Here is a 23,124-nt window from a genome sequence, read left to right on the forward strand (position 1 = left end):
TAATAAATTCTTTGTTATATTTGATTTACTAAAAGAAGATGATATGAAAGCAATATTTATGGTTTGGGTCCTCTTGTTTTTGGGAGGAGGTTTTATTTCAGCCCGGGAAAAAGGGCGAGTGCGGGTATTAAGGCCGTTGGAGCAATGTGAAAGGGTAACGGATTTGGATAAGTGGGTGGAGCGGGTAGAGGTGATTCCGTTGGATAAGGTGGATGGGATTACGGTTTGGAGTCATAAAGTTTTGCTTGCACCGGATGGAAAACTTATTTTGTGGGATAACCAGTATATCGCTTTTTTTGATGCTTCCGGAAAACATTTGTTTACCATTGGAAAAGAGTGTATGCCGGAGGACGGTAATTGTGGGAATATTCGGGATATAGCGTTGGATTTTGAAAAAAATGCATTGTTGGCATTGGATTGGCAAGGAGATGTACAATTGTATGATTTGACAGACGGTCGTTGGTTGGGACGTATTCATCCGGAATATTCGGAGGCTGGAGATGCTTATGAAATTGTTCCGTCGACGGACGGTAGTTTTTTCCTCTATCTCTGTACATTGGACGAGTCCAGTTTCTCGAAAGCTTTCGATCAGTTGTTGTTGTTTGATAAAGCGGGTAAAAAGATCGGAAGCTATCTGCCTCGTGCGGACTATACGATTCCTTTTTTCCTGATTTCTCCTTCTTATGACCGGTCTTATTATATTCGTACACAAGGTGGAGATCATTTTTATTATAAGGTGAGAGACGGGAAATTGGAAAAAGAGTTTAAAATTGATTTTGGAGAACGGACGATTCCTTCCGGCTATGCTTTTTCCCCGCTAAAGGGAGATGAGTCGCAGATACAATATTATTTGCGGGCAGATTATTTTAAAATGCCGATTTATTTTCATGCGACCTCCAAAGAATTTTATTTTTCGGCTTCAGGTCCCCAGGCCCAAGCCTATTATTTTTTGTATCCCGAACATAAACAAAAAGGAATTTATTGGGTAGGAGAAGAGGGGGCTCCGGTACGTTTTTATAATTCGGATAAGGATTATTTTTATACCATTCTTTGGGATGATTGCAAGGAGTTAAAGAAGGTGGAAGATATTCAAAAAATAAAGGATCCTTTGAAGCATTGTATTTTGGAACGTATCGGATTGATACAGCTTAGTACTTTGCATTTCCCTTTTATTACGAAGGTTAAATTTAAATCATGAGAAAGCCGATGAAATTGACGTTGATCAGACATACCCGGGTGGAGGTTCCTGTTGGGACCTGTTATGGGAATAGTGATGTAGATGTGGCAGAGACGTTTCCGGAAGAGGCGAAAAAGGTAAAGGAAGGTCTCGCGGGAAAGCGATTCGATGCGGTGTACTCCAGCCCTTTGCAACGATGTACGAAATTAGCAGCCTATTGCGGTTTTTCCGATCCTGTACTGGATAATCGCTTGAAAGAGTTGAATTTCGGTCGTTGGGAAGGAAAGCGATGGGAGGAAATTGAGGATCCCCAGTTGCAGGAGTGGTATGATAATTGGTTGAGTGTTAGGCCCATGGGAGGGGAAAGTTTTTTGGATCAATACAATAGGGTTTCTTCCTTTTTGGATGAATTGAAAGAGAATCCTTTTAGAGAGGTTTGTATTTTTGCTCACGGAGGAACTATTCAGGCTATATTGATTTATGCCGGTGTCTACAATTTCAATCAGGCATTTTCAAATGATATCACGTACGGTAGCCGTACGATCGTGGAGATCGATTAGTATTTTTCTTCCGCTTCTTCGGAATGGCGTATGACTTGTTTAAGTTTTCTACGTGCGTTTTTTTCGATGATTAAGGTTAAACCGATAAGGAGTAACATAATGGCCACATCGATACACATTCGAGTGCTGATTCCATTGAAATCCATCATCGCTATTCGTACGATTACGATTAATATGAGGATATAAATGAAGGCCCGTATCCGTTGTAGTTTTTTTTGACAATGGAGTATTGCATTGCTATTTGACTCACCCTCTTTTTTCATAAAGAATTCTTTTATGTTGTTAAATGTACGAATTATTTTTTAATAATGGATATGCATTGCAATATGAAATTTAGTCGTTGACGCTAAGTCGTATAGTTACTCCTTTATCGTTTCTTACCTGTACGGTCCGATCTTCCGAGATGGGATAGACGTAAGAGTAGATACAAGGTATGACCTCTTTCCCCTTTTTATTGATATAGCCCTCTTTCCCTTTGGCTCGAACTAAAGCGTAACCCATGGAATTAAACGGTTCTATATGAGAATAGATACAGCGGGTAAGAAGAGCTCCTTTATCGTTTAAAAGACCTACCTGATTTTCTTGGTTTAAGACAAGAATGAATTGTCGGTCTTTATCAAACCAATATATATCTTTATAGACGGTGGGAAGGGCAATATCCCCGTTTTCATCCAGTAATCCCAAAGCATCGTCTTTGTAGATACGGAATAAACGGTCGCTCATTTTTCCGATGGCATCGTAGATACAGGATGTTATTTCGTTCTCCAGACTGTCGATTAATCCGAATTTTCTCTCTTTTTTTATTTTATACACGTTTGGAGCGAAGTATTCCAGTTCTTCATACCGGGGAAGAAATACCTCTTTTCCTTTCTTATTGATATAGCCGTATAGGTTATCTTTGACAACAAGAGCGAGGCCTTGCTCTCCAAAATCATCAATTCGGTCGTACGTGGATTCGCATATTGTATTACCATGGGCGTCAATTAACCCGAATTTTCCTTCTGTTTCTACTCGGATGATCTCCCCGTTGTATAATTCTCCGTCGGCATCGCAAAAGGTCGCCGATTGGTATTGGCAAGGAGTTACCATCTCTCTTTGGAGGTTGATAAAACCGGATAGGCTATCGTTTGTAATGGAATAAAGATGAGCCCCGAATTTTTGAATATCATTGTATAGGCAAGGGAGAATCTCTTTTCCGTCCCGGGAAACATATCCTAATTTCCCGTTTTGTTTGACGAGAGCTATGCCTGTGGAATCAAAAGCAAATATCTCATCGTAACGGAAAGGAATTATTTCTTTTCCGGAAAGGTTTATATAGCCGTATTTATCTTCTTTTCTGGCTTTGGCGACCCCTTCTTCCGGAAAGATATGAAGTTCGTCATAAAGGCAATCTACAACCTTTTCTCCTTTTAGATTGATGATTCCCTTTTTGGCGTTTTGGGTAACAATGGCCAATCCGTATTGAAAGCTTTCTGCCTGTTCGTATTTTAATGGGATCACGATCTTGCCTTTTATATTGATAAATCCGTAACCATTGCCCATTCTGACGGCAGCAACTCCCTCGTTAAAATCTTTTGCTCCATCGAATTTATAAGCTACGATTTCTTCTCCTGTTTCGTTAATAAATCCCCATTTTCCATTGGCCATCTGATGAGCATAACCGATAAAATCAATATCGGTTTCGTCCTTGCAGGCAAGTAACAAGCCGATCATACATGATAGAAGAATATATTTCATTACGTGCACTATATAGTATAATTTTAAAGGATTAAAAGTAATAATAATTTTTTAAATAGAACGTCTATTCTTTTTGTATCGAATGATAAAAATAACGCTGATCAAAAAATCGATCAGCGTTGCGTTCTTTATATCTTATAAAACTTAATTTATTCTGCGGCAGCGGCAGCTTTATTTTTTCTTTTTCGTTCCGTCTCGTCGAGAATTATTTTGCGAAGGCGCATGGATTTTGGAGTAACTTCCACGTATTCGTCTTCCTGAATGTACTCGAGAGCTTCTTCCAGACTGAATTTTACGGCAGGGGCGATGTTTACCTTATCATCGGAACCGCTGGCTCGCATATTGGTCAGTTTCTTGGATTTGCAGACGTTGATGACGATATCGTCCTGGCGGGTACTTTCGCCGATTACTTGTCCGGCATATACTTCTTCACCCGGATCGATAAAAAAGCGTCCGCGGTCTTGTAATTTGTTGATCGCGTAAGCGAAAGTATCTCCGGCCTCCATGGCGATAAGAGAGCCATTGGTACGCATTTCGATCTCTCCCATATAGGGTTCGAAACCTTTCAGGCGATGAGCCATAACAGCTTCTCCGGCGGTAGCTGTCAGTAGATTGCTTCTTAATCCGATGATTCCTCTTGAAGGAATATCGAATGTGAGATGAACCCGCTCGTTGCGATGCTCCATATTGGTCATAGTGCCTTTTCGGCGATTTACCATTTCAATAGCTTTTCCCGAAAGTTCTTCGGGCAGGTCGATTGTCAACTCTTCGACAGGCTCACTTTTGACACCGTTGATCTCTTTGATGATGACTTTGGGTTGACCAACCTGTAACTCGTAGCCTTCCCGGCGCATGGTCTCGATGAGAACGCTCAAGTGTAATACTCCCCGTCCGAACACGACAAACGAATCGGCCGTTAATCCGGGTTGAACGCGTAGGGCAAGATTCTTTTCCAGTTCCCGGTCCAGGCGTTCCTTGATATGGCGGGAAGTCACGTATTTGCCGTCTCTTCCGAAGAAGGGAGAGTCATTGATGGTAAACAACATACTCATGGTCGGCTCGTCGATGGCAATGGGGGCAAGAGCCTCCGGATTCTCGAAATCCGCAATAGTATCGCCGATCTCAAACCCCTCGATACCCACCAAAGCACAGATCTCACCGCATTCCACTTCTTCCACTTTTTGTTTACCCATCCCCTCGAATATCATTAAGTCTTTGATTCTGGATTTGACCTGAGTCTCTCCGTCCCGTTTACATAAAGTTACGGGCATCCCGGATTTTAGTTTACCGCGGGTTAATTTTCCGATAGCGATACGTCCCACGTAAGAGGAGTATTCCAGAGAGGTAATCAACATTTGTGGCGTCCCGTCCTGTATTTTAGGAGCGGGAATATCTTTGATAATGGCATCTAATAACGGGGTAATATCGGTTGTCGGCTTATGCCAATCCGTTGACATCCAGCCTTGTTTGGCGCTACCATAAACAACGGTGAAATCAAGTTGCTCTTCGGTCGCATCCAAAGAGAACATTAGATCAAACACCTGTTCGTAAACAAAATCCGGTCTACAATTGGGCTTGTCTACTTTATTAACTACTACGATCGGTTTTTTACCTAAGGCAAGAGCTTTTTGAAGAACGAAACGGGTTTGGGGCATGGTTCCCTCGAAGGCATCTACCAATAAGAGAACACCATCGGCCATGTTCAGAACGCGTTCGACTTCTCCTCCGAAGTCAGCATGTCCCGGGGTGTCAATGATGTTAATTTTATAGTCTTTGTAATGAACGGATACGTTTTTAGCCAATATGGTGATTCCTCGTTCCCTTTCCAGATCATTATTATCGAGCAATAGATCACCTTTGTTTTCTGTTTCTCTGAATAAATTTCCTTGGTAAATCATTTTGTCGACCAGAGTCGTTTTCCCGTGATCGACATGTGCGATAATCGCAATGTTTCTAATTTTCTGCATTTTGCTCCTTTATGGTATTGTTCCAAATAGGGCGCAAAGGTAATGCATTTTATTGGAAAGTGAATCAGTTGAATATAAAAAATATAAAAAAGGGACTCGCGAGTCCCTTTTTTTATGATGTGATGGAATTAGCAATCAACGCGGTTTGCACTTCCCAATACATTAATTGTTTTGTGTTTATACAATTCCTTTAATGATTCGCGAGCCGGTCCCAAGTATTTACGCGGATCAAATTCGGCTGGCTTTTGGGCAAATACTTCACGGATAGCGGCAGTCATTGCCAGACGTCCGTCAGAATCGATATTGATTTTACAAACGGCAGAGGTCGCTGCTTTACGTAGCTGTTCTTCCGGAATACCTACGGCGTCTTTTACGGCTCCCCCGTATTTGTTGATGATAGCTACTTTGTCTTGGGGTACTGAGGAAGATCCGTGGAGAACGATCGGGAATCCCGGAATTCGTTTCTCGATCTCCTCGAGAATATCGAAGCGCAGAGGAGGCGGAATCAAAATTCCCTCTGCGTTCCGGGTACATTGTTCCGGTTTAAATTTGTTGGCTCCGTGGGAAGTTCCGATAGAGATAGCCAATGAATCCACTCCTGTTCTTTTCACGAAATCTTCTACCTGTGCGGGACTGGTATAGACGTGTTCGGCTGCTTTTACGTCGTCTTCGATTCCGGCTAAAACTCCTAATTCTCCTTCAACGGTCACGTCGAATTGGTGAGCATAGTCTACCACTTTCTTGGTTAGGGCGATATTTTCTTCGTACGGAAGGGCAGAACCGTCAATCATGACAGAAGAGAAGCCCATTTCAATACAAGATTTACACAACTCAAAGGTATCACCATGGTCCAGGTGAAGGGCAATAGGTATATTGCACCCCAATTCTTTTGCATATTCGACAGCCCCTTGTGCCATGTAACGCAAGATGGTTTGATTGGCATATTTTCGAGCTCCACTGGAGACTTGTAAGATTACCGGTGATTTGGTTTCCACGCAAGCACCGATGATAGCTTGCATCTGTTCCATATTATTAAAATTGAAAGCCGGGATGGCATACTTACCTTCCATTGCTTTCTTGAACATCTCTCTGGTGTTAACCAGTCCTAAGTCTTTGTAATTAACCATAGCTGATATTTTTTATAATCTGCATCAAAGTTAAGGATTAAAAACAGAGTTTTCCAAGAAAAACCGGAAAAAATTTCAAACGTTTGCGTAACCTGTTAATTTAATGCTGTCCGGAGATGCGAGAGATAAAATAGAGGTTGAAATTTATATCAATGACCGCCGGACATCAATACTTCCAATTTTAATGGAATCCCTGGTGAGATTTTTAATCCGTTTTTTCTCAATTACCACCTGATCTCTTCCAGTCCATGGGATTTTAAATAGGTGTTGGCCTGACTGAAATGATGATTTCCAAACCATCCGCCCCGGTTTGCCGATAGGGGGGAAGGATGAACTGATTTTAATACCAAATGGCGTTGGGTATCGATGAAAGCTCCTTTGCGCTGAGCATAAGAACCCCATAACATGAAAACAAGATGTTCCTTCTTTTCGGCTAATAGTTTGATAACGGCATCCGTAAATTCTTCCCATCCTTTGTTTTGATGCGAACCGGCTTGATGAGCTCTTACTGTCAAGGTGGCGTTTAGGAGCAAAACCCCTTGGTCCGACCAGCGTTCCAAATTTCCGGAGGAAGGTATGGCAGATCCCAAATCATTGTTGATTTCCTTGAAAATATTTTGCAAAGATGGTGGTTGCTCTATTCCTTCCGGTACGGAAAAGCAAAGTCCGTGAGCTTGTCCCGGTCCGTGGTAAGGGTCTTGTCCCAAAATGACGACTTTTGTATTATTAACGGGACAATGGTCAAAGGCGTTAAAAATAAGTTTTCCCGGGGGAAATATACGATTATGCTTGTATTCTTCTTTCACGAATTGAATTAGCTCCGAAAAATAAGGTTTTTCGAATTCTTCCTTTAAGAGGTCTTTCCAGGATTCTTCTATTTTAACGTCAGGCATGGTGGATAAGATTTAGATTGGGTGATTATAGAGGTTAAAAGATTTTGTGATTTATGATTGGGTGATTCTGAAAAAACGGGGTTATTTTATAGGCTTTATTTTTAGTTCGAAAAGTTTGGGCCAGCGTTTCCCGGTAACGTATATGGTCCCTTTTTGGGCGTTGTAGGCAATGCCGTTTAATACATCGTCATTTTCATCTAATTTGCCGATCTCATCCTTTGTCAACAGATCGGGCAGATGTAATTCCTGTTTGACGACTCCCGTTTCCGGGTCGATTATAACGATTCGGTCGGTTAGCCAGACGTTGGCCCAGACCATACCGTTTATGAACTCCAGTTCATTTAGGTTTAGGACGGGGCCGTTATGATCGAAGACTTCTACTCTTTTCAATATATCGAATGTTTCAGGATTCAGATGGTAGAGTATGTGAGTTCCGTCACTCATGATCAGTTTGTCGTCCACGGTGGTGATGCCCCAACCTTGAGTTTGGTAATCGAACGTGGTTTTCAATGAAAACGTGTTCAGATCGTAAACAAATCCTTTGTGGGATTTCCAGGTAATTTGATAAATTTTATCCTTATAAATGGTAATTCCTTCTCCGAAATAGAACCTATCCAGATTAAGGACTGATAATATTTTATTATTTTGAAGATCTATTTTTCGTAAGGAAGAGGCTCCATATTGTCCGGTTCCTTCATACATGAAATTGTCGTGGTAAACAAGCCCCTGAGTGTAGGCTTGCTTATCGTGAGGAAAAGTGTTTATAAGCTGGTAAGCAAGAGATACAGGAGCTTTGTCCGGTTTAATGACAATCGGCATGGTAGCAATTCCTTGCTTTTGATTGGGGTGGAATGTCATTACTTTTATCATTTGTGTTCCACATTTCCCTTCCGGGATATTGAAGGTATACTCCCGGGTATTACTGTCTAATGTTACAATCCTTTCGTTATTATACAGAATATGGGAAGAATCGATTTTATATCGTTTGTCATAGGCGAAGTTTACTTTCATTTTTTCTCCGAAAGCGCAAGTGTCGTTTTTTTGAGGATAGACAATCTGTACGCTTTTAACGTATTTTATCGTATTTCCCGACGATGGCGTTTCATTTGTCGAAACTGTTGCCACGTTTTGATTTTTAAGTTTTGTCTCCGTTTTGCACGAGATAAACACCAATGTAAATAATAATGCGTAGAAGATGTAAGTCATTGATTTCTAATTATAATTATCTTCCTTTTATGAAGAGGGTAAAGGAAGCCTCGCTATTCGAGGCTCCATTCGTATCCGTCTTTTGTATCTTTGATGAGGATTCCTGCATTTTTTAATTCATCGCGAATCTGATCGGATGTGGCCCAATCTTTATTTTGACGGGCAACTTTTCGCACATTCATCATCGCCTCGATTACTTTATCTAACGCTTGGTTGCTTGCCCCAGAATCCTCTTCGCTTTTTAGTCCGAGAATATCAAATACGATATCCTGATATAGTTTTTTTAATTTATCCAGATTTCCGGCATTTATTTTTTCATTGCCTGCACTGATCGAATTGATGATCCGGACACCGTCGAATAGATGGGAAATTAAAATAGGGGTATTCAAATCGTCGTTTAATGCTTCAAAACATTGATTTGTCAAGGTTTCCACATCTACCGTGTTTTCGGTCGACGGCTTCAACTTGTTCAATTGGTTGACGGCAGCCATGAGACGTTCGTATCCTTTTTGGGCCGCTTTTAATGCTTCATTTGAAAAGTCAAGCGGACTGCGATAATGAGCTTGAAGAATAAAAAAACGAACCGTCATCGGGGAATAGGCCTGTTCCAGTACATCATTTTGTCCGGAGAAGAGTTGATCCAATGTGATAAAATTACCCAACGATTTTCCCATTTTCTGTCCGTTGATGGTCACCATATTATTATGCATCCAGTATCTTACGGCATCGTGTCCATAGGCGGCGGCACTCTGGGCGATTTCGCATTCGTGATGGGGAAATTGTAAGTCTAATCCACCCCCGTGGATATCAAACGTTTCTCCCAAATACTTTTGACTCATACAAGAACATTCCAGGTGCCAACCCGGGAATCCTGTTCCCCAGGGAGAAGGCCACCGCATAATATGTTCAGGGGAGGCTTTTTTCCAGAGAGCAAAATCCAACGGATTCCTTTTTTCTCCTTGTCCGTCCAGTTGCCGCGTATTGGAAAATAGTTCTTCTATTTTTCGGCCGGAGAGTTTACCGTAATGGAATTTCCGGTTATAGTGTTCGACATCGAAGTAGATATTGCCGTTACTTTCATAGGCGAAACCGTTATCGATAATCTTTTTGATCAACTCCTGCTGTTCGATGATGTGCCCCGAAGCGTGAGGTTCGATACTGGGAGGAAGAGTATTTAATTCTTCCATATTCTTGTGATAACGATTGGTATACAACTGAACGATTTCCATCGGCTCCAGCCGTTCCAATTTCGCTTTTTTACCGATTTTATCTTCCCCTTCATCCGCATCGTTAACTAAATGGCCCACATCCGTGATATTCCGGATATATCTCACTTTGTAGCCTAAGTATTTTAAATACCTGAAAAGCAGGTCAAACGTAATGGCAGGTCGGGCGTGCCCCAAATGGGCATCTCCATATACGGTAGGACCACATACGTACAACCCTACAAACGGGGGATTAAGAGGTTCAAACAGCTCCTTTTTCCGATCTAATGTATTGTATATCGTTAATTTATTTTCCATGGTATTTTTAGTCATTTGTTTTGAGTAACAAAAGTAAGAAAAAAATAAAAAACAGCTTCTCTATTTCTATAAAGTTTCAAGGGCCGAAAAGAGAAGAGCCAGGGAAAGATGACTTATTCCTGCGGTTTATATTTCAATGCTTCCGGGATCAGAGCTTTTAATTGGGCAATTCGTTTCTCATCTGCCGGATGAGTGGATAAAAATTCGGCTTGTTTGCTTCCTCCGGCTGCAGCCATCCGAGACCAGAAAGCCGTGGCTTCATGGGGATCGTACCCGGCCATTGTCATGAAGATCAGTCCCAAATGATCGGCTTCCGATTCATGTTTCCGTGAAAAAGGCAAGATAATTCCTACGTTGGTTCCGATTCCGATTACTTGTTCCAGTAATACTTTTCTTGCCGCCCCCTGCGATTGACCGAGTAGTTCACTTGCAGCAGTACTACCGTATTGAATCAATGCTTGTTGACTCATCCGTTCGTTGCTATGATGGGCTACGGCATGAGCGATTTCGTGTCCCATGACAACAGCAATGCCTGCTTCATTTTGGCAATAGGGTAAAATCCCTTCGTAAAATACGACTTTTCCCCCGGGCATACACCAGGCATTGGGTTCGTCGCTGACCACTAAATTAAATTCCCATTTGAAATTCTCGATTTCGGATTCCAAACCGTGGTCTCTCAGGTATTGTTCTACTGCATTGGATATGCGGGCTCCGACTTCCCTGACCAGTTTTTTGGCTGAATCGTTGGTTGATAGTTTGTTTTCTTTAATAAAACTGCTGTAAGAAGTCAAACTGGTTTGTACCATCTGGTCTTCCGGAAATAGTATAAGTTGATGGCGTCCGGTGATGGGTACTGTGGCACACTGGTACATCAAAAGTAGAAAGGAACTTAATAGGGTGATACGGGTGAACCTCTTTTTCATCATTTGATTTATTTTAATTTCAGAATGCTAAAGTATAATACGTACCTGAAAATTGCAATGTTTTTCAATAGAGAATCTTTCGGAAAAGATCATTTACTCTTTACCCATTTGACGATCTTTCTATATAGCATGATTCATCCGGTTAAAAGTTAACAGGTAAAAAGATCGTGATAAAGATTTTACTTTACGGAATTATTTTGAGGGAAATACTCTTATTTTTGTGCCAAAATAGAAGAGTGATGAATCGGAGAATTCTTCAATTGGCCATACCGTCGATTATATCTAATATAACGGTTCCATTGCTGGGATTGGTAGATGTGGCTATCGTGGGACATCTGGGAGCGACGGCTTATATCGGGGCGATTGCGGTAGGGGGATTGTTATTCAATATATTGTACTGGAATTTCGGTTTTTTGCGGATGGGGACGAGCGGATTGACCTCGCAGGCCTACGGACGGAAAGATGCTTCGGCAGAAGTACGGGTTTTGGTGCAGGCGGTTTGTGTCGGGTTAATTTCAGCATTTACGTTACTCTTATTACAATACCCCATCGAACGATTGGCGTTCCATCTGCTGGATACCAGCGATGAGGTGGAACGGTATGCCGTAACCTATTTCCGGGTTTGTATCTGGGGAGCTCCGGCAGTTTTAGCGTTGTATGGTTTCAAGGGGTGGTTTATCGGGATGCAGAATTCCCGTTTCCCCATGTATATTGCTATAGCGGTAAATATCGTTAATATACTATGTAGCCTTTGTTTCGTCTTTGTACTCAAAATGAAGGTGGAAGGAGTAGCTTTGGGGACCGTTGTGGCCGAATATTCGGGATTGGCAATGGCTGTTGCGTTATGGGTGAGGAAATACAGGTATTTACGGGTAAGGATTGTTTTGCGGGAAAGTTTATATCTAACGGCTATGCGTCGTTTTTTTGCGGTGAACCGGGATATTTTTCTACGTACATTTTGTTTGATTGCCGTGACCACTTTTTTTACTTCCACGGGAGCTCGTCAGGGAGATGTGATATTGGCTGTTAACACCCTGTTGATGCAACTTTTTACCTTATTCTCTTATATAATGGACGGTTTTGCTTATGCCGGGGAGGCTTTGGCAGGCCGTTACGTGGGCGCTTGTAATTTAAAACAATTAAAACATGCCGTTCGTAACCTGTTTGCTTGGGGAGTCGGACTGTCATTGTTCTTTACTCTTTTATACGCTATAGGAGGGAAAAACTTTTTGAGTATATTGACGAATGATACGGAGGTCATTCAGGCCTCTGCTACTTATTTTTATTGGGTGTTAGCTATCCCGTTGGCTGGGTTCTCGGCCTTCTTGTGGGATGGAATACTTATTGGTGCCACGGCGACCAAACAGATGCTTTGGGCTATGTTGGTGGCTTCATTTGCTTTTTTCTTTATTTACTGTGTTTTTTCAGGGAGTACGAATAATCATATGCTTTGGCTGGCTTTTCTGGTTTATCTTTCTTTGCGGGGAATTATGCAAACGCTTTGGAGCCGTAAAATTTTTACGATGCAATATTTGCAAAAAATGGATTGTGAATGACCTTTGAATATTTCCGAATGATTTTGATATATCGCCCTCGGGTGTTGTCGTGTGTTATAAAAATATTATTTTTGCAGGATTGGATGAAAATTAATAAAAATTAAACGTATGAGTGTGACAACAGAAAAGAAAAAAGTGAAGTTTAGTAAAGCGTTTTGGGTTGCCAACACGGTGGAATTATTGGAAAGAGCGGCGTATTACGGTGTATTTGTCGTAATCACCCTGTATTTGAGTAATGTATTGGGTTTTTCAGATATTCAGGCTGCTACTATCGCGGGGATATTTTCCGCTTGTTTGTATTTTTTGCCTACTTTTTCGGGTGCTCTCGCCGATAAGATAGGTTTTCGTAAGTCCATGTTACTGGCCTTTTTGTTATTAACATTAGGTTATTTGGGATTAGGGGTGTTTCCTACTTTTTTGGCTTCTACCGGTTTGGTGGAATACGGGTATGAAACGCGATTTAACGGATTACAGGATAGTAGCTATCGTTACGGTATTTTACCGATTATGGCTTTGATTGTCGTCGGCGGATCTTTTATTAAGAGTGTTATTTCCGGTACCGTGGCTAAAGAGACTGACGAGAGTACCCGTGCAAAAGGTTTTGCCATTTTTTACGGAATGGTTAATATCGGGGCTTTTTCCGGCAAGGTGTTGGTGACGCCGTTAAGAGATTCTATGGGACATGAAGGAATGATCGTGTTGAATTATTTCTCTGCCGCTATGACGTTTTTGGCCTTGATCGCTATTTACTTTATGTATAAGAGCGATAAACACGCGGGAGAAGGAAAATCTTTCCGGCAGATATGGATCGCTTTGATAAAAGTTTGTACGAACGCCCGCCTGATTATTTTGATTTTAATCATTACCGGGTTCTGGATGGTACAGCATCAGTTGTATGCAACAATGCCCAAATACGTGATCCGATTAGCCGGGGAGGGAAGCGCCATTGGGTGGTATGCTAACGTGAATCCGTTGGTGGTTGTATTGACGGTGAGTCTGGTTACGCAATTGATGCGGAAAAAATCGGCATTATTTTCCATGACGGTGGGAATGTTTATTATGCCGGTATCGGCTTTATGTATGGCTTCGGGTAATATGTTGAGCGGTGGGGAAATATTAGGAATGCATCCGGTCGCTTTTATGATGATCGTGGGTATCGTATTCCAGGGGTTAGCCGAAGTTTTTATTTCCCCGCGTTTTTTGGAGTATTTTTCTTTGCAGGCTCCCAAGGGAGAAGAGGGACTTTACCTTGGATTTAGTCATTTGCATTCTTTCCTCTCTTCTATTTTCGGGTTCGGATTGTCCGGATTCCTGTTGAGTAAATATTGTCCGGATCATGCTTTGTTTAGTAGCGAGGCAGAGTGGGCTGCAGCTGCGGCAAATGCTCATTATATCTGGTATTATTTTGCCGGAATTGCTTTAGTTTCGGCTATTGCTTTGATCATTTACGGAAAGGTTGTTCGTTGCCTGGATGCCCGGAAGCAGGAGGTAGGTAATGGATGATACGTAAATTACGTACATTTAAATAGATAAGGTGCTTTTCTTTACAAGGAGAAGCACCTTTTACTTAAGGTTTTATTCGTGTTATCATGCGGATGATTCGTTTGGAATGGAAAGGGATACGGCTAACGGAAAATAGTTCGTGTGTTTGTGCCGGAACCCGAATGGAGGTGACAAAAGGATCGTTTGTTGTTGCTTTGCCTTTTATCAATACTTGTCCGTTACGGGAGGGATCTCCGTCATAGATAATAATATCATGACGGAGTGGCATTTCCGAAGGCTCTTGAATAATGAATTTTAATTCTATGTTTTTCATCGGGATGTTTTGTTGCAGAACGCCATGAACTTTGTTATTCCAGGCGATGGTAATGCCTATACAGGCTACTATTATAGTTAAGATTAAAAACCGGGTCATATTATTTTTTCTTGTTTATGTTAAGATTACGTGAGAAAAGAAATTCGGGTTACATCTTGTTAGGGAGGAGGTGGGGAAAATTTGGTTATTATCCGGGAGTTGTCGTCGGGAATTGGAATTTCTTTGTTAGATTTGTAAAATATCTACTTTTGTAGTTTTAGCAAGGAGGTTTTGTAAAGAGGTATGGACACAATCATAGCGTTATTTGAACGGAGTTACGAGAAATTTTCCGAAAGTCCTTATTTGTGGGAAAAGAAAGATGGAAAATATGTATCTACATCTTATAGGGAAGTTAGGGAGAAGGTAATTGAATTTGCCGGAGCTTTGCTCTCTTTGGGGATAGATAAAGGAGATCGGGTGGCTCTTTTGAGTGAAGGATGTAATCGTTGGGTGTATGCGGAATTGGGTATTTTGTATGCAGGAGGGGTGAATGTTCCCTTGAGTATAAAGTTGACGGATGATGAGATTTTATTTCGGGTGGAGCATTCGGAAGTTCGTTTTTTAATTGTTTCTTCTTATTATTTCCGGCGGATACGGGAGATAAAATCCCGTTTGTCTCGAATAGAGAAAATCATTGTATTTGGTTATGAAGGAATGGAGGAGGGTATTCTTTCTTTCGACGCTCTTTTGTCTGAAGGTAAAATGTGGTTAGCCTCTAATCCTCAAGTTTTGGACGAGCGGATTCGTTCTGTTCGAGCAGATGATCTGGTAAATATCTCTTATACTTCGGGGACGACGGCAGAACCTAAAGGGATTATGTTATCGCATAGGAATTATGTGACCAACGTATTGCAGGCTGATTCGCTGATACGAATTCCGTCGTATTACAAGGTGTTATTGTTTCTTCCCTGGGATCATAGTTTTGCTCATACGGTAGGCATTTATTCTTTTATGTATAACGGAGCCTCTTTGGCTTCAGTAGATTTCGGGAATTCTCCTATGGAATATTTGAGGAACATTCCGGTGAATCTTTTGGAGGTAAAACCTCATGTCTTACTTAGCGTACCGGCATTAGCAAAAAATTTCAGGAAAAATATAGAGGCCGGTATACGGGCGAAAGGGCGTTTTATATGGAAGTTATACCAATGGGGACTAAAAGCTGCTTATCGTTACAATGATCTGGGAGACAATAGGGGAACAGGGGTGAAGATTTTTTGGTGGCCTTGGGTTAAATTGGTGGATGGACTTATTTTCTCTAAAATCCGTCGGAGTTTTGGAGGAAATTTACAGTTTTTCGTTGGGGGTGGAGCATTGTTGGATATTGAACTACAACGTTATTATGCAGCCTTGGGAATACCCATGTTACAAGGATACGGGTTAACGGAGGCCTCTCCAGTTATTAGTTCCAATACGCCGGAGCGATATCGTTTTGGCTCTTCCGGTATGATCGTAAAACCTTTGGAGTTGAAGATATGTGACGAAGAGGGAAATGTTTTACCGATTGGGGAACAGGGGGAGATATGGATTAAGGGAGACAATGTGATGCTGGGGTATTGGCGGAATGAAGAAAATACAAAAGAATATATTATAGACGGATGGTTGCATACCAGTGATATCGGTTATCTTAGGAAAGAGGGATGGCTTTATGTTTTAGGTCGATATAAATCCTTATTGATAGCTAATGATGGGGAAAAGTACAGTCCGGAAGGAATTGAAGAGGCTATCGTGGAACACTCCCGTTATATCGAATGTTGTGTTTTATATAATAATCAATCTTCTTACACGGTCGGATTGATTGTGCCGAATAGAATAGCATTAGAAGAGTATATCATGCAGCAGGAGGTAGAACCGAATACCATGGATGCTTATCGATCTATGGCAATGAAACTGGAAGAGGAGTTGATAGCTTTCAGGAAAGGAGGGAAATGGGCAAATTTATTTCCGGAACGTTGGCTTCCCGCGGTTGTTGGAATACTTCCTGAAACTATTGGAGAGCAAAACGGGTTGATGAATTCTACGATGAAGGTCGTGAGGCGTAACGTGATCGAACGTTTCAGGGCAGAAATTGATTACCTTTACACCCCCGAGGGGAAAGCTATTACGAATAAACGAAACCTTCAGAATTTAAAACGAATAATGTCATAATCGACTAAAATATAACTATTATGCGTAGGAGAACGAGACTGGTTAAAATTGGAAATGCCTTTATTGGGTCGGAATATCCGATTCTTGTGCAATCCATGTTGAATACGAATACGATGGATACTTACGCTTGTGTTGAGCAGGCAGTTCGAATTATTGAGGCAGGAGGAGAATTAGTGAGGATTACGGCTCCGGGAAGGAGGGAAGCGGAAAATTTGAAAAATATACATGCTACCTTGCGGGAAAAAGGATATCAGGAACCTCTTTCGGCAGATATTCATTTTAATCCGGTTGCAGCCATGATTGCGGCTCGTTATGTGGAAAAAGTGAGAATAAATCCGGGGAATTTTGTAGATAAGCGGGCTACGTTTGAGCATTTGGAGTATACGGAAGAAGAGTATACGGAGGAGTTAAAGCATTTGAGAGAGAAGCTCACTCTTTTTTTGAATGTGTGTCGGGAATATCATACTGCAGTACGTATCGGCACGAATCATGGTTCTTTGTCCGACCGGATTATGAGTCGGTATGGGAATACTCCTAAAGGGATGGTGGAGGCGACTATGGAGTATCTTCGGGTATGTCGGGAGGAAGAGTTTAATGATGTGGTGATTTCATTGAAATCCAGCGATTGTCGGGTGATGGTGGAGGCCGTTCGTTTGTTGGTCAAAGAGATGGATAAGGAGGGGATGGATTATCCTTTGCATTTAGGGGTAACCGAAGCCGGAGAGGGTGAAGATGGGCGAATTCGTTCGGCTGTAGGGATAGGGACTTTGTTAAATGAAGGAGTCGGGGATACGATTCGAGTCTCGTTAACAGAAGCTCCGGAGAAGGAGATTGCGGTTGCTCAAAGACTGATCCAGATCTGTACTTCGGAATATCGTTCGGAACTTCCTGTTTTGGAAGCTCGTTTTGCAAAACCCTTGATTGTGGCGGATATTTCTCATGTGGATTGTATTGATGAGCAGATTACGGCAGGATTGGATTTTCACGTTGCGGCAGTCAATGATCCGGTTTACGGTGCTTTACTGAAAGCGGGGAAACAGGCTCCGGAGATCATTTACACGGAAGCTTTAGGACCGGAATTGACCAAATTACCGGAAAACGTGAAGATTCTTGTTCCCTACGAGAGCATTGATGTCGCTCACGTGTATAACCGAAATGCTGTTGCGTTGATCGGATTGAAAGAGTATCTGACTTTGGAGGAGAAGTTGGAAGGAGACAGTATATTTGTAGAGATACGGGAAGTTGAAGAGGTAGATCAAAAATTAGCAGAGAAGTTGCAAAGGGAAGAAGAGGTTGTTTTGGTATTGACCCCAACGGAGGTGCTTTATTCAAAATACCGAAATATACTGGAACGATTAGCGGAATTGAAGATCGATAACCGGGTAATTATTCGGGCAATTGCTTCGGGAGAAAAAATAGATGATTTGAATCTGCAAGTTGCCGCTCATGTCGGCGGATTATTTTTGGATCGTTTAGGATACGGTCTATGGATTAGTTATCCTCAAGCGGATAGTCCTTTCGATGCTCTATCTATCAGTCGGAATATTCTCCAGTCTGCCGGTGTCCGGCGTTATAAAACGGAGTTTATTAGTTGTCCGGGATGTGGACGTACCTTGTATAATCTGGAGGAATCGGTTGCTAAGGTGAAAAAAGCCTTTGCTCATTTGAGTAAGTTGAAAATTGCCGTGATGGGCTGTATTGTGAATGGTCCCGGAGAGATGGGGGATGCCGATTACGGATACGTGGGGGCTGGAAACGGAAAAGTAAATCTTTACCGGGGAAAAGAGGTGATTCGGGTTGCCGTTCCCGAGAGTGAAGCTCTCGAAGCATTGAAACAGGTAATCATGGATCATGGAGATTGGGAGTAAGGCTAATGTACTTTTTTTGATTTTATAATACATCGAAATGTTATAATTCACCTATCTTTGCGGCTGTTTTTATTCGACAGCTAAATAGATATTATGTCACAGAATACACCATTGATTTTAGGTACGGAGAAGATCGGGAAATTACTTCTCCGTTACGCTATTCCGGCCATTGTTGCGATGACTGCCTCCTCTTTGTATAATATGGTCGATAGTATTTTTATCGGTCATGGGGTTGGTCCGTTGGCTATTGCCGGATTGGCGGTGACGTTTCCTTTGATGAATCTGGCGGCAGCTTTCGGTTCGCTTGTAGGCGTAGGTGCTTCTACTTTGGTCGCAATAAAATTGGGACAAAAGGATAAAGAGAGTGCAACGCATGTATTGGGAAATGTTATCGTTTTGAATATAATCATCGGGGCATTATTCATGGTGCTGATGCTGATATTTTTAAAACCGGTACTTCTTTTTTTCGGGGCGAGTCCCGATACCTTACCTTTTGCGGAAGATTATATGCAAATTATTTTGGCCGGAAATATGGTAACTCATGTATATCTGGGATTGAATGAGGTATTAAGGGCGTCCGGTTATCCTCAAAAGGCGATGGCGGCAACATTGATGGCGGTATTGGTAAATTGTGTATTGGATGCTCTTTTTATTTTCGTATTTGGTTGGGGAATACGAGGAGCTGCCTATGCTACCGTCTTTGCTCAGATTTTAGCCTTGAGCTGGGAGTTGATACATTTTATTAATCCGAAAAGCTTTCTTCATTTTCAGAAAGGCATTTTTGGTTTAAAGAGAAGTATTGTAGGAGGGATGTTGGCAATCGGTTTATCTCCTTTTTTAATGAATTTATGTGCTTGTCTGGTCGTTATATTAATCAATAAAAGTTTGAAAATACATGGAGGGGATATGGCGATAGGAGCGTATGGCATTGTGAATAGAGTAGTCTTTTTATTTATTATGATTGTAATGGGATTCAATCAGGGAATGCAACCTATTGCCGGGTACAATTTTGGGGCCCGACAATTTGACCGGTTGATTCGGGTGTTGAAATATACTTTGATCTGTGGTGTTAGTGTAACTACTTCCGGTTTCTTGATATGTCAAATCTTCCCACGGCCTATTATTTATCTTTTTACCGTACACGAAGGACTGGTCGAAATTGCTTCGAGCGGATTAAGGATTGTTCTTGCCGCATTTCCTTTGGTCGGATTCCAAATGGTTACTTCCAGTTTCTTTCAGTCCATCGGAATGGCTAAAAAAGCTATTTTTCTATCCCTGACACGTCAATTATTGTTTCTGATTCCCTCGCTCTTGATACTTCCTCCTTTTTGGGGAACAACGGGAGTTTGGGCCAGTATGCCGGTAGCCGATGTGATTGCTTCTGTCGTGACCGGATGTATGTTGCATTGGCAATTGAAGCGATTGAGGGCATTAGATTTGCGTTAATAGTGATGGTCTGATGGATTTATTTTGATTTAAAATGAACCTCGGTGCTTTATAAGAAAGAAAAAATAAGTAGTTTTGTGTATAACTAATCCTAAAAAAAGTGTTATGGAAAATTGCGTTGTTACAATCGGTAGACAATTCGGCAGTCGTGGTAAGCAAATCGGGCAAAAATTAGCTGAAAAATTAGGAATTGCTTTTTATGATAAAGAGTTAATCACGTTAGCTTCTCAGGAGAGTGGATTATGCAAGGAGTTTTTTGAGAAAGCGGATGAACAGAACTCCGGTAGTTTACTGCATGCTTTTGCCGCGGGCTTTACTTTTGGTGGATTTCAGTATAACGATTTTCTTTCTAATGAAAAACTTTTTCAAATTCAGTCGGATGTTATCCGTAAATTGGCGGAAGAGAAGTCTTGTGTAATAGTGGGACGTTGTGCAGATTATATTTTACGAGAGAATAAGAATTGTGTTAATGTTTTTATTCATGCTCCATTGGATGAACGGGTAAAAACGGTGATGCACCGGGAAAACATATCTGAGCATGACGCTTCGGAACTTGTTCGTAAAATGGACAAGACCCGTCCGGGGTATTATAATTATTACACGGATAAAGAGTGGGGAGTAGCTTCTTCCTATCATCTATCAATTGACTCTTCTCTTTTGGGAATTGATCGTAGCGTTGATTTTATTCAGGGATTTGTGAAGGAAGTGATCTCCTGTTAGTAATTTAAATATGGAGACTTTAGGAGAGGGTATTTGAACTATAAAATTAAAAGGGGGGCTTCAAAGCCCCCCTTTTAATTGGATTGTTTATTTGAGTTCACAAGAGATTCGGGTTTCAGTTGAACTTACCTGACGATTCTCTTTTTGTTTTAGGCCTGATTTAGCTTGAGGATTTGTCCCTTTTCCAGACAAAGAGAATGTACCGCTATCGCTTTTGGTAATGGTTTCGGGTATATTCTTTTTATATTCGGTCCAGATCAATTTTACGGGGACTTCGTTTTGGCCTTCCGGCACAATGGAAGTTAGATCGAAAGATACTCTGCCATAGCTCCAAACAAATGAATTTGTGTTTTGGGCATCGGGTTTTTCTCCGTATGCATTATGACGTAAAGTGATATAAACAGAATCGTTATGTAATTCTATATCGTCTTGCACCAGATTAATGAAATGTTTTTCGGAGGAGCCTTTCTTTACCGGAATTTTAAATTCGACATTTAAGTATTTTCCGCCGAACCACGCCTCCGTGATATTAATAGGATCGTTACCGATACTGTCGTTTCGAACGGTTTCATTTTCCTTAATAAAGGATTCTTTTACGGGAGCCTTGCAAAGGACATCGTCGATATCGTATAAACGGATGTAATAATTCATTTTGCCGTTCAGGCTTGTTTCATCCCTTTCACTCCCGATAATCGAGTAATTGGCGATAACCCGTAGCCCTTCTTTCACTTCATCGCCATTGAGGCGTACACCTTCGGAGAGGATCAATTTGTTACCGTCATCTCGGCGGATGACATATTTAGATTGGGAATTATCGATCTTCTCAAGGTTACCATAACTTATCCACGAATTGCCGTTTCCAACGTAGTAATAATCATCATCGTCATCACATGACGTAAAAATGGAGACGGCTAAAAAGCAAATTAACGCAAATTTCCATGTTTTTTCCATAGCTGTTTCTTATTATTAAAGTTCATCTATATGATGCACGATTTTTAAAAAGGTTGCGTCAGTTTGATCGTAAATTTTAAATTGTAGATTGTCAATTGATTGATGATTAATTTTTGATCTTGCCATCTTCAAATCGTAAATCTCTTAATCCTCAATCCCTAAATCTCCTAATTGACAATAAAGGTTTCCGGTTCTTTTCGGTCATGGAAATTTTTGAAGAGAAATTCTGTAAAGGGAGTATTGAATATTCTGGCTTGACTGGGGCATTGTTTTACGCAGGCACAACATTTGATACAAGTTTCATCGTTACTTGTGATTTCGTCTTTAAGTTGGATGGCTTCGACAGGGCATATTTCAATACAAAATCCGCATTGGGTGCATAAATCTTTTATGGTTTCCGGAGAGGCTGGAGTCTTGGGTTTCCTTTCTTTGTAAGGAATATTTCCTTTTACGCGTAATAGAGGAATGTCGTTAATTGAGGTGTAGATAGACAATTGTTCGACACTCTTTCTCCCGAATGTCTTTGCTATTTGTAAATCGGATGGGTCAGGCCGTCCGGGTGCGATTGGCATTGTAGATGTACTATAAGAGTGTTCACCGATGAAGGCTCCTCCGCTTATGGGAATAAAACCGAGTTCTTTTACCGTGTCCCTTAATTCGATAAGGGCGTCTTCATAGTCCCGATTCCCGTATAGAACGGCAATGATTGCCGGGGTCTGAGAGGTGGTGTGTATTTTGTGCAAACGTTCTAAAGCCGTCTCCGAAATCCGGCCTGCATAGGTTGGGACGACAATAATAGTTAGGGTGTTTTCTATTGTAATAAAAGCATCTTTTGACGGATAGGTTAGGTTAATTTCTTTTTCGACGGGTAATTGAATTCCTTGTGCGATAGCTTTTGCAATATTCCGGGAGGTATGAGTCGGGGAAAAATAGATTAATTGGATAGAATGTGGTTTCATTTTTATAGATTGAATTGTTTTACACAAAGGTACAGATAAAAATATAGATTGAGGGGGAGGGAGAGTTATAAATTCTGTTTTATTCGATCTCTATTTATGAGTTAGGTATATTTCCCTTAGGTGCCGATAGAATAAAAATTATTTCAAACAGATGATATATAAGCTGTTAAATTTTAAAGAATTTTTTTTTGAAAAAAAGTGACGAAAATGTTTGGAAACGGGAATAAACTTCCTTTATCTTTGCACCCGCTTTCGAGAGAGAAAGCGATCATGACACGGGAGGCGTGATGGTATCGAGAAGATGAACGGGTCGTGATATCGCTGGCGATGGATAATTTTTCTATTGGTGATAGCGGGGAAGGAAAAAACTTGAAAAAAGTCGAGGAAAAATTTGGAAGTTGAAAATTAAGCCTTACTTTTGCACCCGCTTTCACGGGGAATGCAGGGGAGGTAGAAAGCATCAAAAAGAGATAGACGAGTTCTTAAAAATATTGAAGTGACAAAGAAGCGA

19 protein-coding genes are annotated in these 23,124 nt (G+C 41.2%); 8 read left to right on the forward strand and 11 right to left on the reverse strand.

The window, feature by feature from the left end; all coding sequences use genetic code 11:
• The first annotated feature begins 43 nt into the window (after positions 1–43).
• Together QZR76_RS13195 and cobC are read left to right on the forward strand one after the other, a co-directional pair.
• Positions 44–1,198, forward strand: coding sequence for a 6-bladed beta-propeller (locus tag QZR76_RS13195; RefSeq protein ID WP_294143272.1), 1,155 nt, complete (start codon positions 44–46; stop codon positions 1,196–1,198).
• Complete coding sequence (gene cobC, locus QZR76_RS13200; protein WP_294143273.1) at positions 1,195–1,737, forward strand: alpha-ribazole phosphatase; 543 nt, start codon at positions 1,195–1,197, stop codon at positions 1,735–1,737. The genes QZR76_RS13195 and cobC overlap by 4 nt, the downstream gene beginning before the upstream one ends.
• Here the strand turns inward: cobC and QZR76_RS13205 are convergent.
• The 8 genes from QZR76_RS13205 to QZR76_RS13240 all read right to left on the reverse strand — a co-directional run bounded on the left by QZR76_RS13205 (position 1,734) and on the right by QZR76_RS13240 (position 11,116).
• Complete coding sequence (locus QZR76_RS13205) at positions 1,734–2,000, reverse strand: hypothetical protein (protein WP_294143274.1); 267 nt, start codon at positions 1,998–2,000, stop codon at positions 1,734–1,736. The two genes, cobC and QZR76_RS13205, sit on opposite strands and share 4 nt — an antisense overlap.
• 70 nt (positions 2,001–2,070) lie before the next feature.
• The gene (locus tag QZR76_RS13210; protein ID WP_294143275.1) at positions 2,071–3,474 is read right to left on the reverse strand and encodes a WG repeat-containing protein; all 1,404 of its coding nucleotides are present in this window, start codon (positions 3,472–3,474) and stop codon (positions 2,071–2,073) included.
• Positions 3,475–3,623: 149 nt separating this feature from the next.
• Positions 3,624–5,441 carry a translational GTPase TypA gene (gene typA, locus QZR76_RS13215; RefSeq protein ID WP_294143276.1) on the reverse strand — a complete coding sequence of 606 codons (1,818 nt, stop codon included), beginning with the start codon at positions 5,439–5,441 and terminating at the stop codon, positions 3,624–3,626.
• Positions 5,442–5,569: 128 nt separating this feature from the next.
• Positions 5,570–6,568 carry a class II fructose-bisphosphate aldolase gene (locus QZR76_RS13220; RefSeq protein ID WP_041503555.1) on the reverse strand — a complete coding sequence of 333 codons (999 nt, stop codon included), beginning with the start codon at positions 6,566–6,568 and terminating at the stop codon, positions 5,570–5,572.
• Positions 6,569–6,792: 224 nt separating this feature from the next.
• The gene (gene ung / locus QZR76_RS13225; RefSeq protein WP_294143277.1) at positions 6,793–7,461 is read right to left on the reverse strand and encodes a uracil-DNA glycosylase; all 669 of its coding nucleotides are present in this window, start codon (positions 7,459–7,461) and stop codon (positions 6,793–6,795) included.
• Positions 7,462–7,542: 81 nt separating this feature from the next.
• Positions 7,543–8,586, reverse strand: a complete 1,044-nt coding sequence (locus QZR76_RS13230) for a glutaminyl-peptide cyclotransferase (RefSeq protein WP_294143278.1) — start codon at positions 8,584–8,586, stop codon at positions 7,543–7,545.
• Positions 8,587–8,720: 134 nt separating this feature from the next.
• Positions 8,721–10,190 carry a cysteine--tRNA ligase gene (gene cysS / locus QZR76_RS13235; RefSeq protein ID WP_294143279.1) on the reverse strand — a complete coding sequence of 490 codons (1,470 nt, stop codon included), beginning with the start codon at positions 10,188–10,190 and terminating at the stop codon, positions 8,721–8,723.
• 113 nt (positions 10,191–10,303) lie between these two features.
• Entirely contained in the window at positions 10,304–11,116 is an 813-nt protein-coding gene (locus QZR76_RS13240; RefSeq protein WP_308572831.1) for a M48 family metallopeptidase, read from the reverse strand.
• Positions 11,117–11,352: 236 nt separating this feature from the next.
• Between QZR76_RS13240 and QZR76_RS13245 the strand changes: the two genes are divergently transcribed.
• Positions 11,353–12,669, forward strand: a complete 1,317-nt coding sequence (locus tag QZR76_RS13245) for an MATE family efflux transporter (protein ID WP_294143280.1) — start codon at positions 11,353–11,355, stop codon at positions 12,667–12,669.
• Between the two features lie 108 nt (positions 12,670–12,777).
• The gene (locus QZR76_RS13250) at positions 12,778–14,172 is read left to right on the forward strand and encodes an MFS transporter (RefSeq protein ID WP_294143281.1); all 1,395 of its coding nucleotides are present in this window, start codon (positions 12,778–12,780) and stop codon (positions 14,170–14,172) included.
• 64 nt (positions 14,173–14,236) lie between these two features.
• On the opposite strand, the gene QZR76_RS13255 is transcribed toward QZR76_RS13250, so the two are convergent.
• Complete coding sequence (locus tag QZR76_RS13255; protein WP_294143282.1) at positions 14,237–14,584, reverse strand: hypothetical protein; 348 nt, start codon at positions 14,582–14,584, stop codon at positions 14,237–14,239.
• Between the two features lie 183 nt (positions 14,585–14,767).
• Between QZR76_RS13255 and QZR76_RS13260 the strand changes: the two genes are divergently transcribed.
• From QZR76_RS13260 to QZR76_RS13275, 4 genes are all read left to right on the forward strand, one after another.
• A complete protein-coding gene (locus tag QZR76_RS13260; protein ID WP_294143283.1) occupies positions 14,768–16,669 on the forward strand; it encodes an AMP-binding protein in 1,902 nt (633 codons plus the stop codon).
• Between the two features lie 20 nt (positions 16,670–16,689).
• Positions 16,690–18,537, forward strand: coding sequence for a (E)-4-hydroxy-3-methylbut-2-enyl-diphosphate synthase (ispG, locus tag QZR76_RS13265; protein WP_294143284.1), 1,848 nt, complete (start codon positions 16,690–16,692; stop codon positions 18,535–18,537).
• 90 nt (positions 18,538–18,627) lie between these two features.
• Complete coding sequence (locus QZR76_RS13270) at positions 18,628–19,983, forward strand: MATE family efflux transporter (RefSeq protein ID WP_294143289.1); 1,356 nt, start codon at positions 18,628–18,630, stop codon at positions 19,981–19,983.
• 105 nt (positions 19,984–20,088) lie between these two features.
• Positions 20,089–20,703 (forward strand): cytidylate kinase-like family protein, encoded by a 615-nt coding sequence (locus QZR76_RS13275; RefSeq protein ID WP_294143285.1) that lies wholly within the window; start codon positions 20,089–20,091, stop codon positions 20,701–20,703.
• Between the two features lie 87 nt (positions 20,704–20,790).
• On the opposite strand, the gene QZR76_RS13280 is transcribed toward QZR76_RS13275, so the two are convergent.
• Positions 20,791–21,654 carry a NigD-like C-terminal domain-containing protein gene (locus QZR76_RS13280; RefSeq protein ID WP_294143286.1) on the reverse strand — a complete coding sequence of 288 codons (864 nt, stop codon included), beginning with the start codon at positions 21,652–21,654 and terminating at the stop codon, positions 20,791–20,793.
• A 167-nt stretch (positions 21,655–21,821) separates the two neighbouring features.
• Positions 21,822–22,613: a 4Fe-4S binding protein gene (locus QZR76_RS13285; RefSeq protein ID WP_294143287.1), complete on the reverse strand. Its 792-nt coding sequence runs from the start codon at positions 22,611–22,613 to the stop codon at positions 21,822–21,824.
• Between the last annotated feature and the right edge of the window lie 511 nt (positions 22,614–23,124).

Origin of the sequence: uncultured Sanguibacteroides sp. (assembly GCF_900543425.1) — a bacterium.
Lineage (GTDB): Bacteria > Bacteroidota > Bacteroidia > Bacteroidales > Marinifilaceae > Gabonibacter.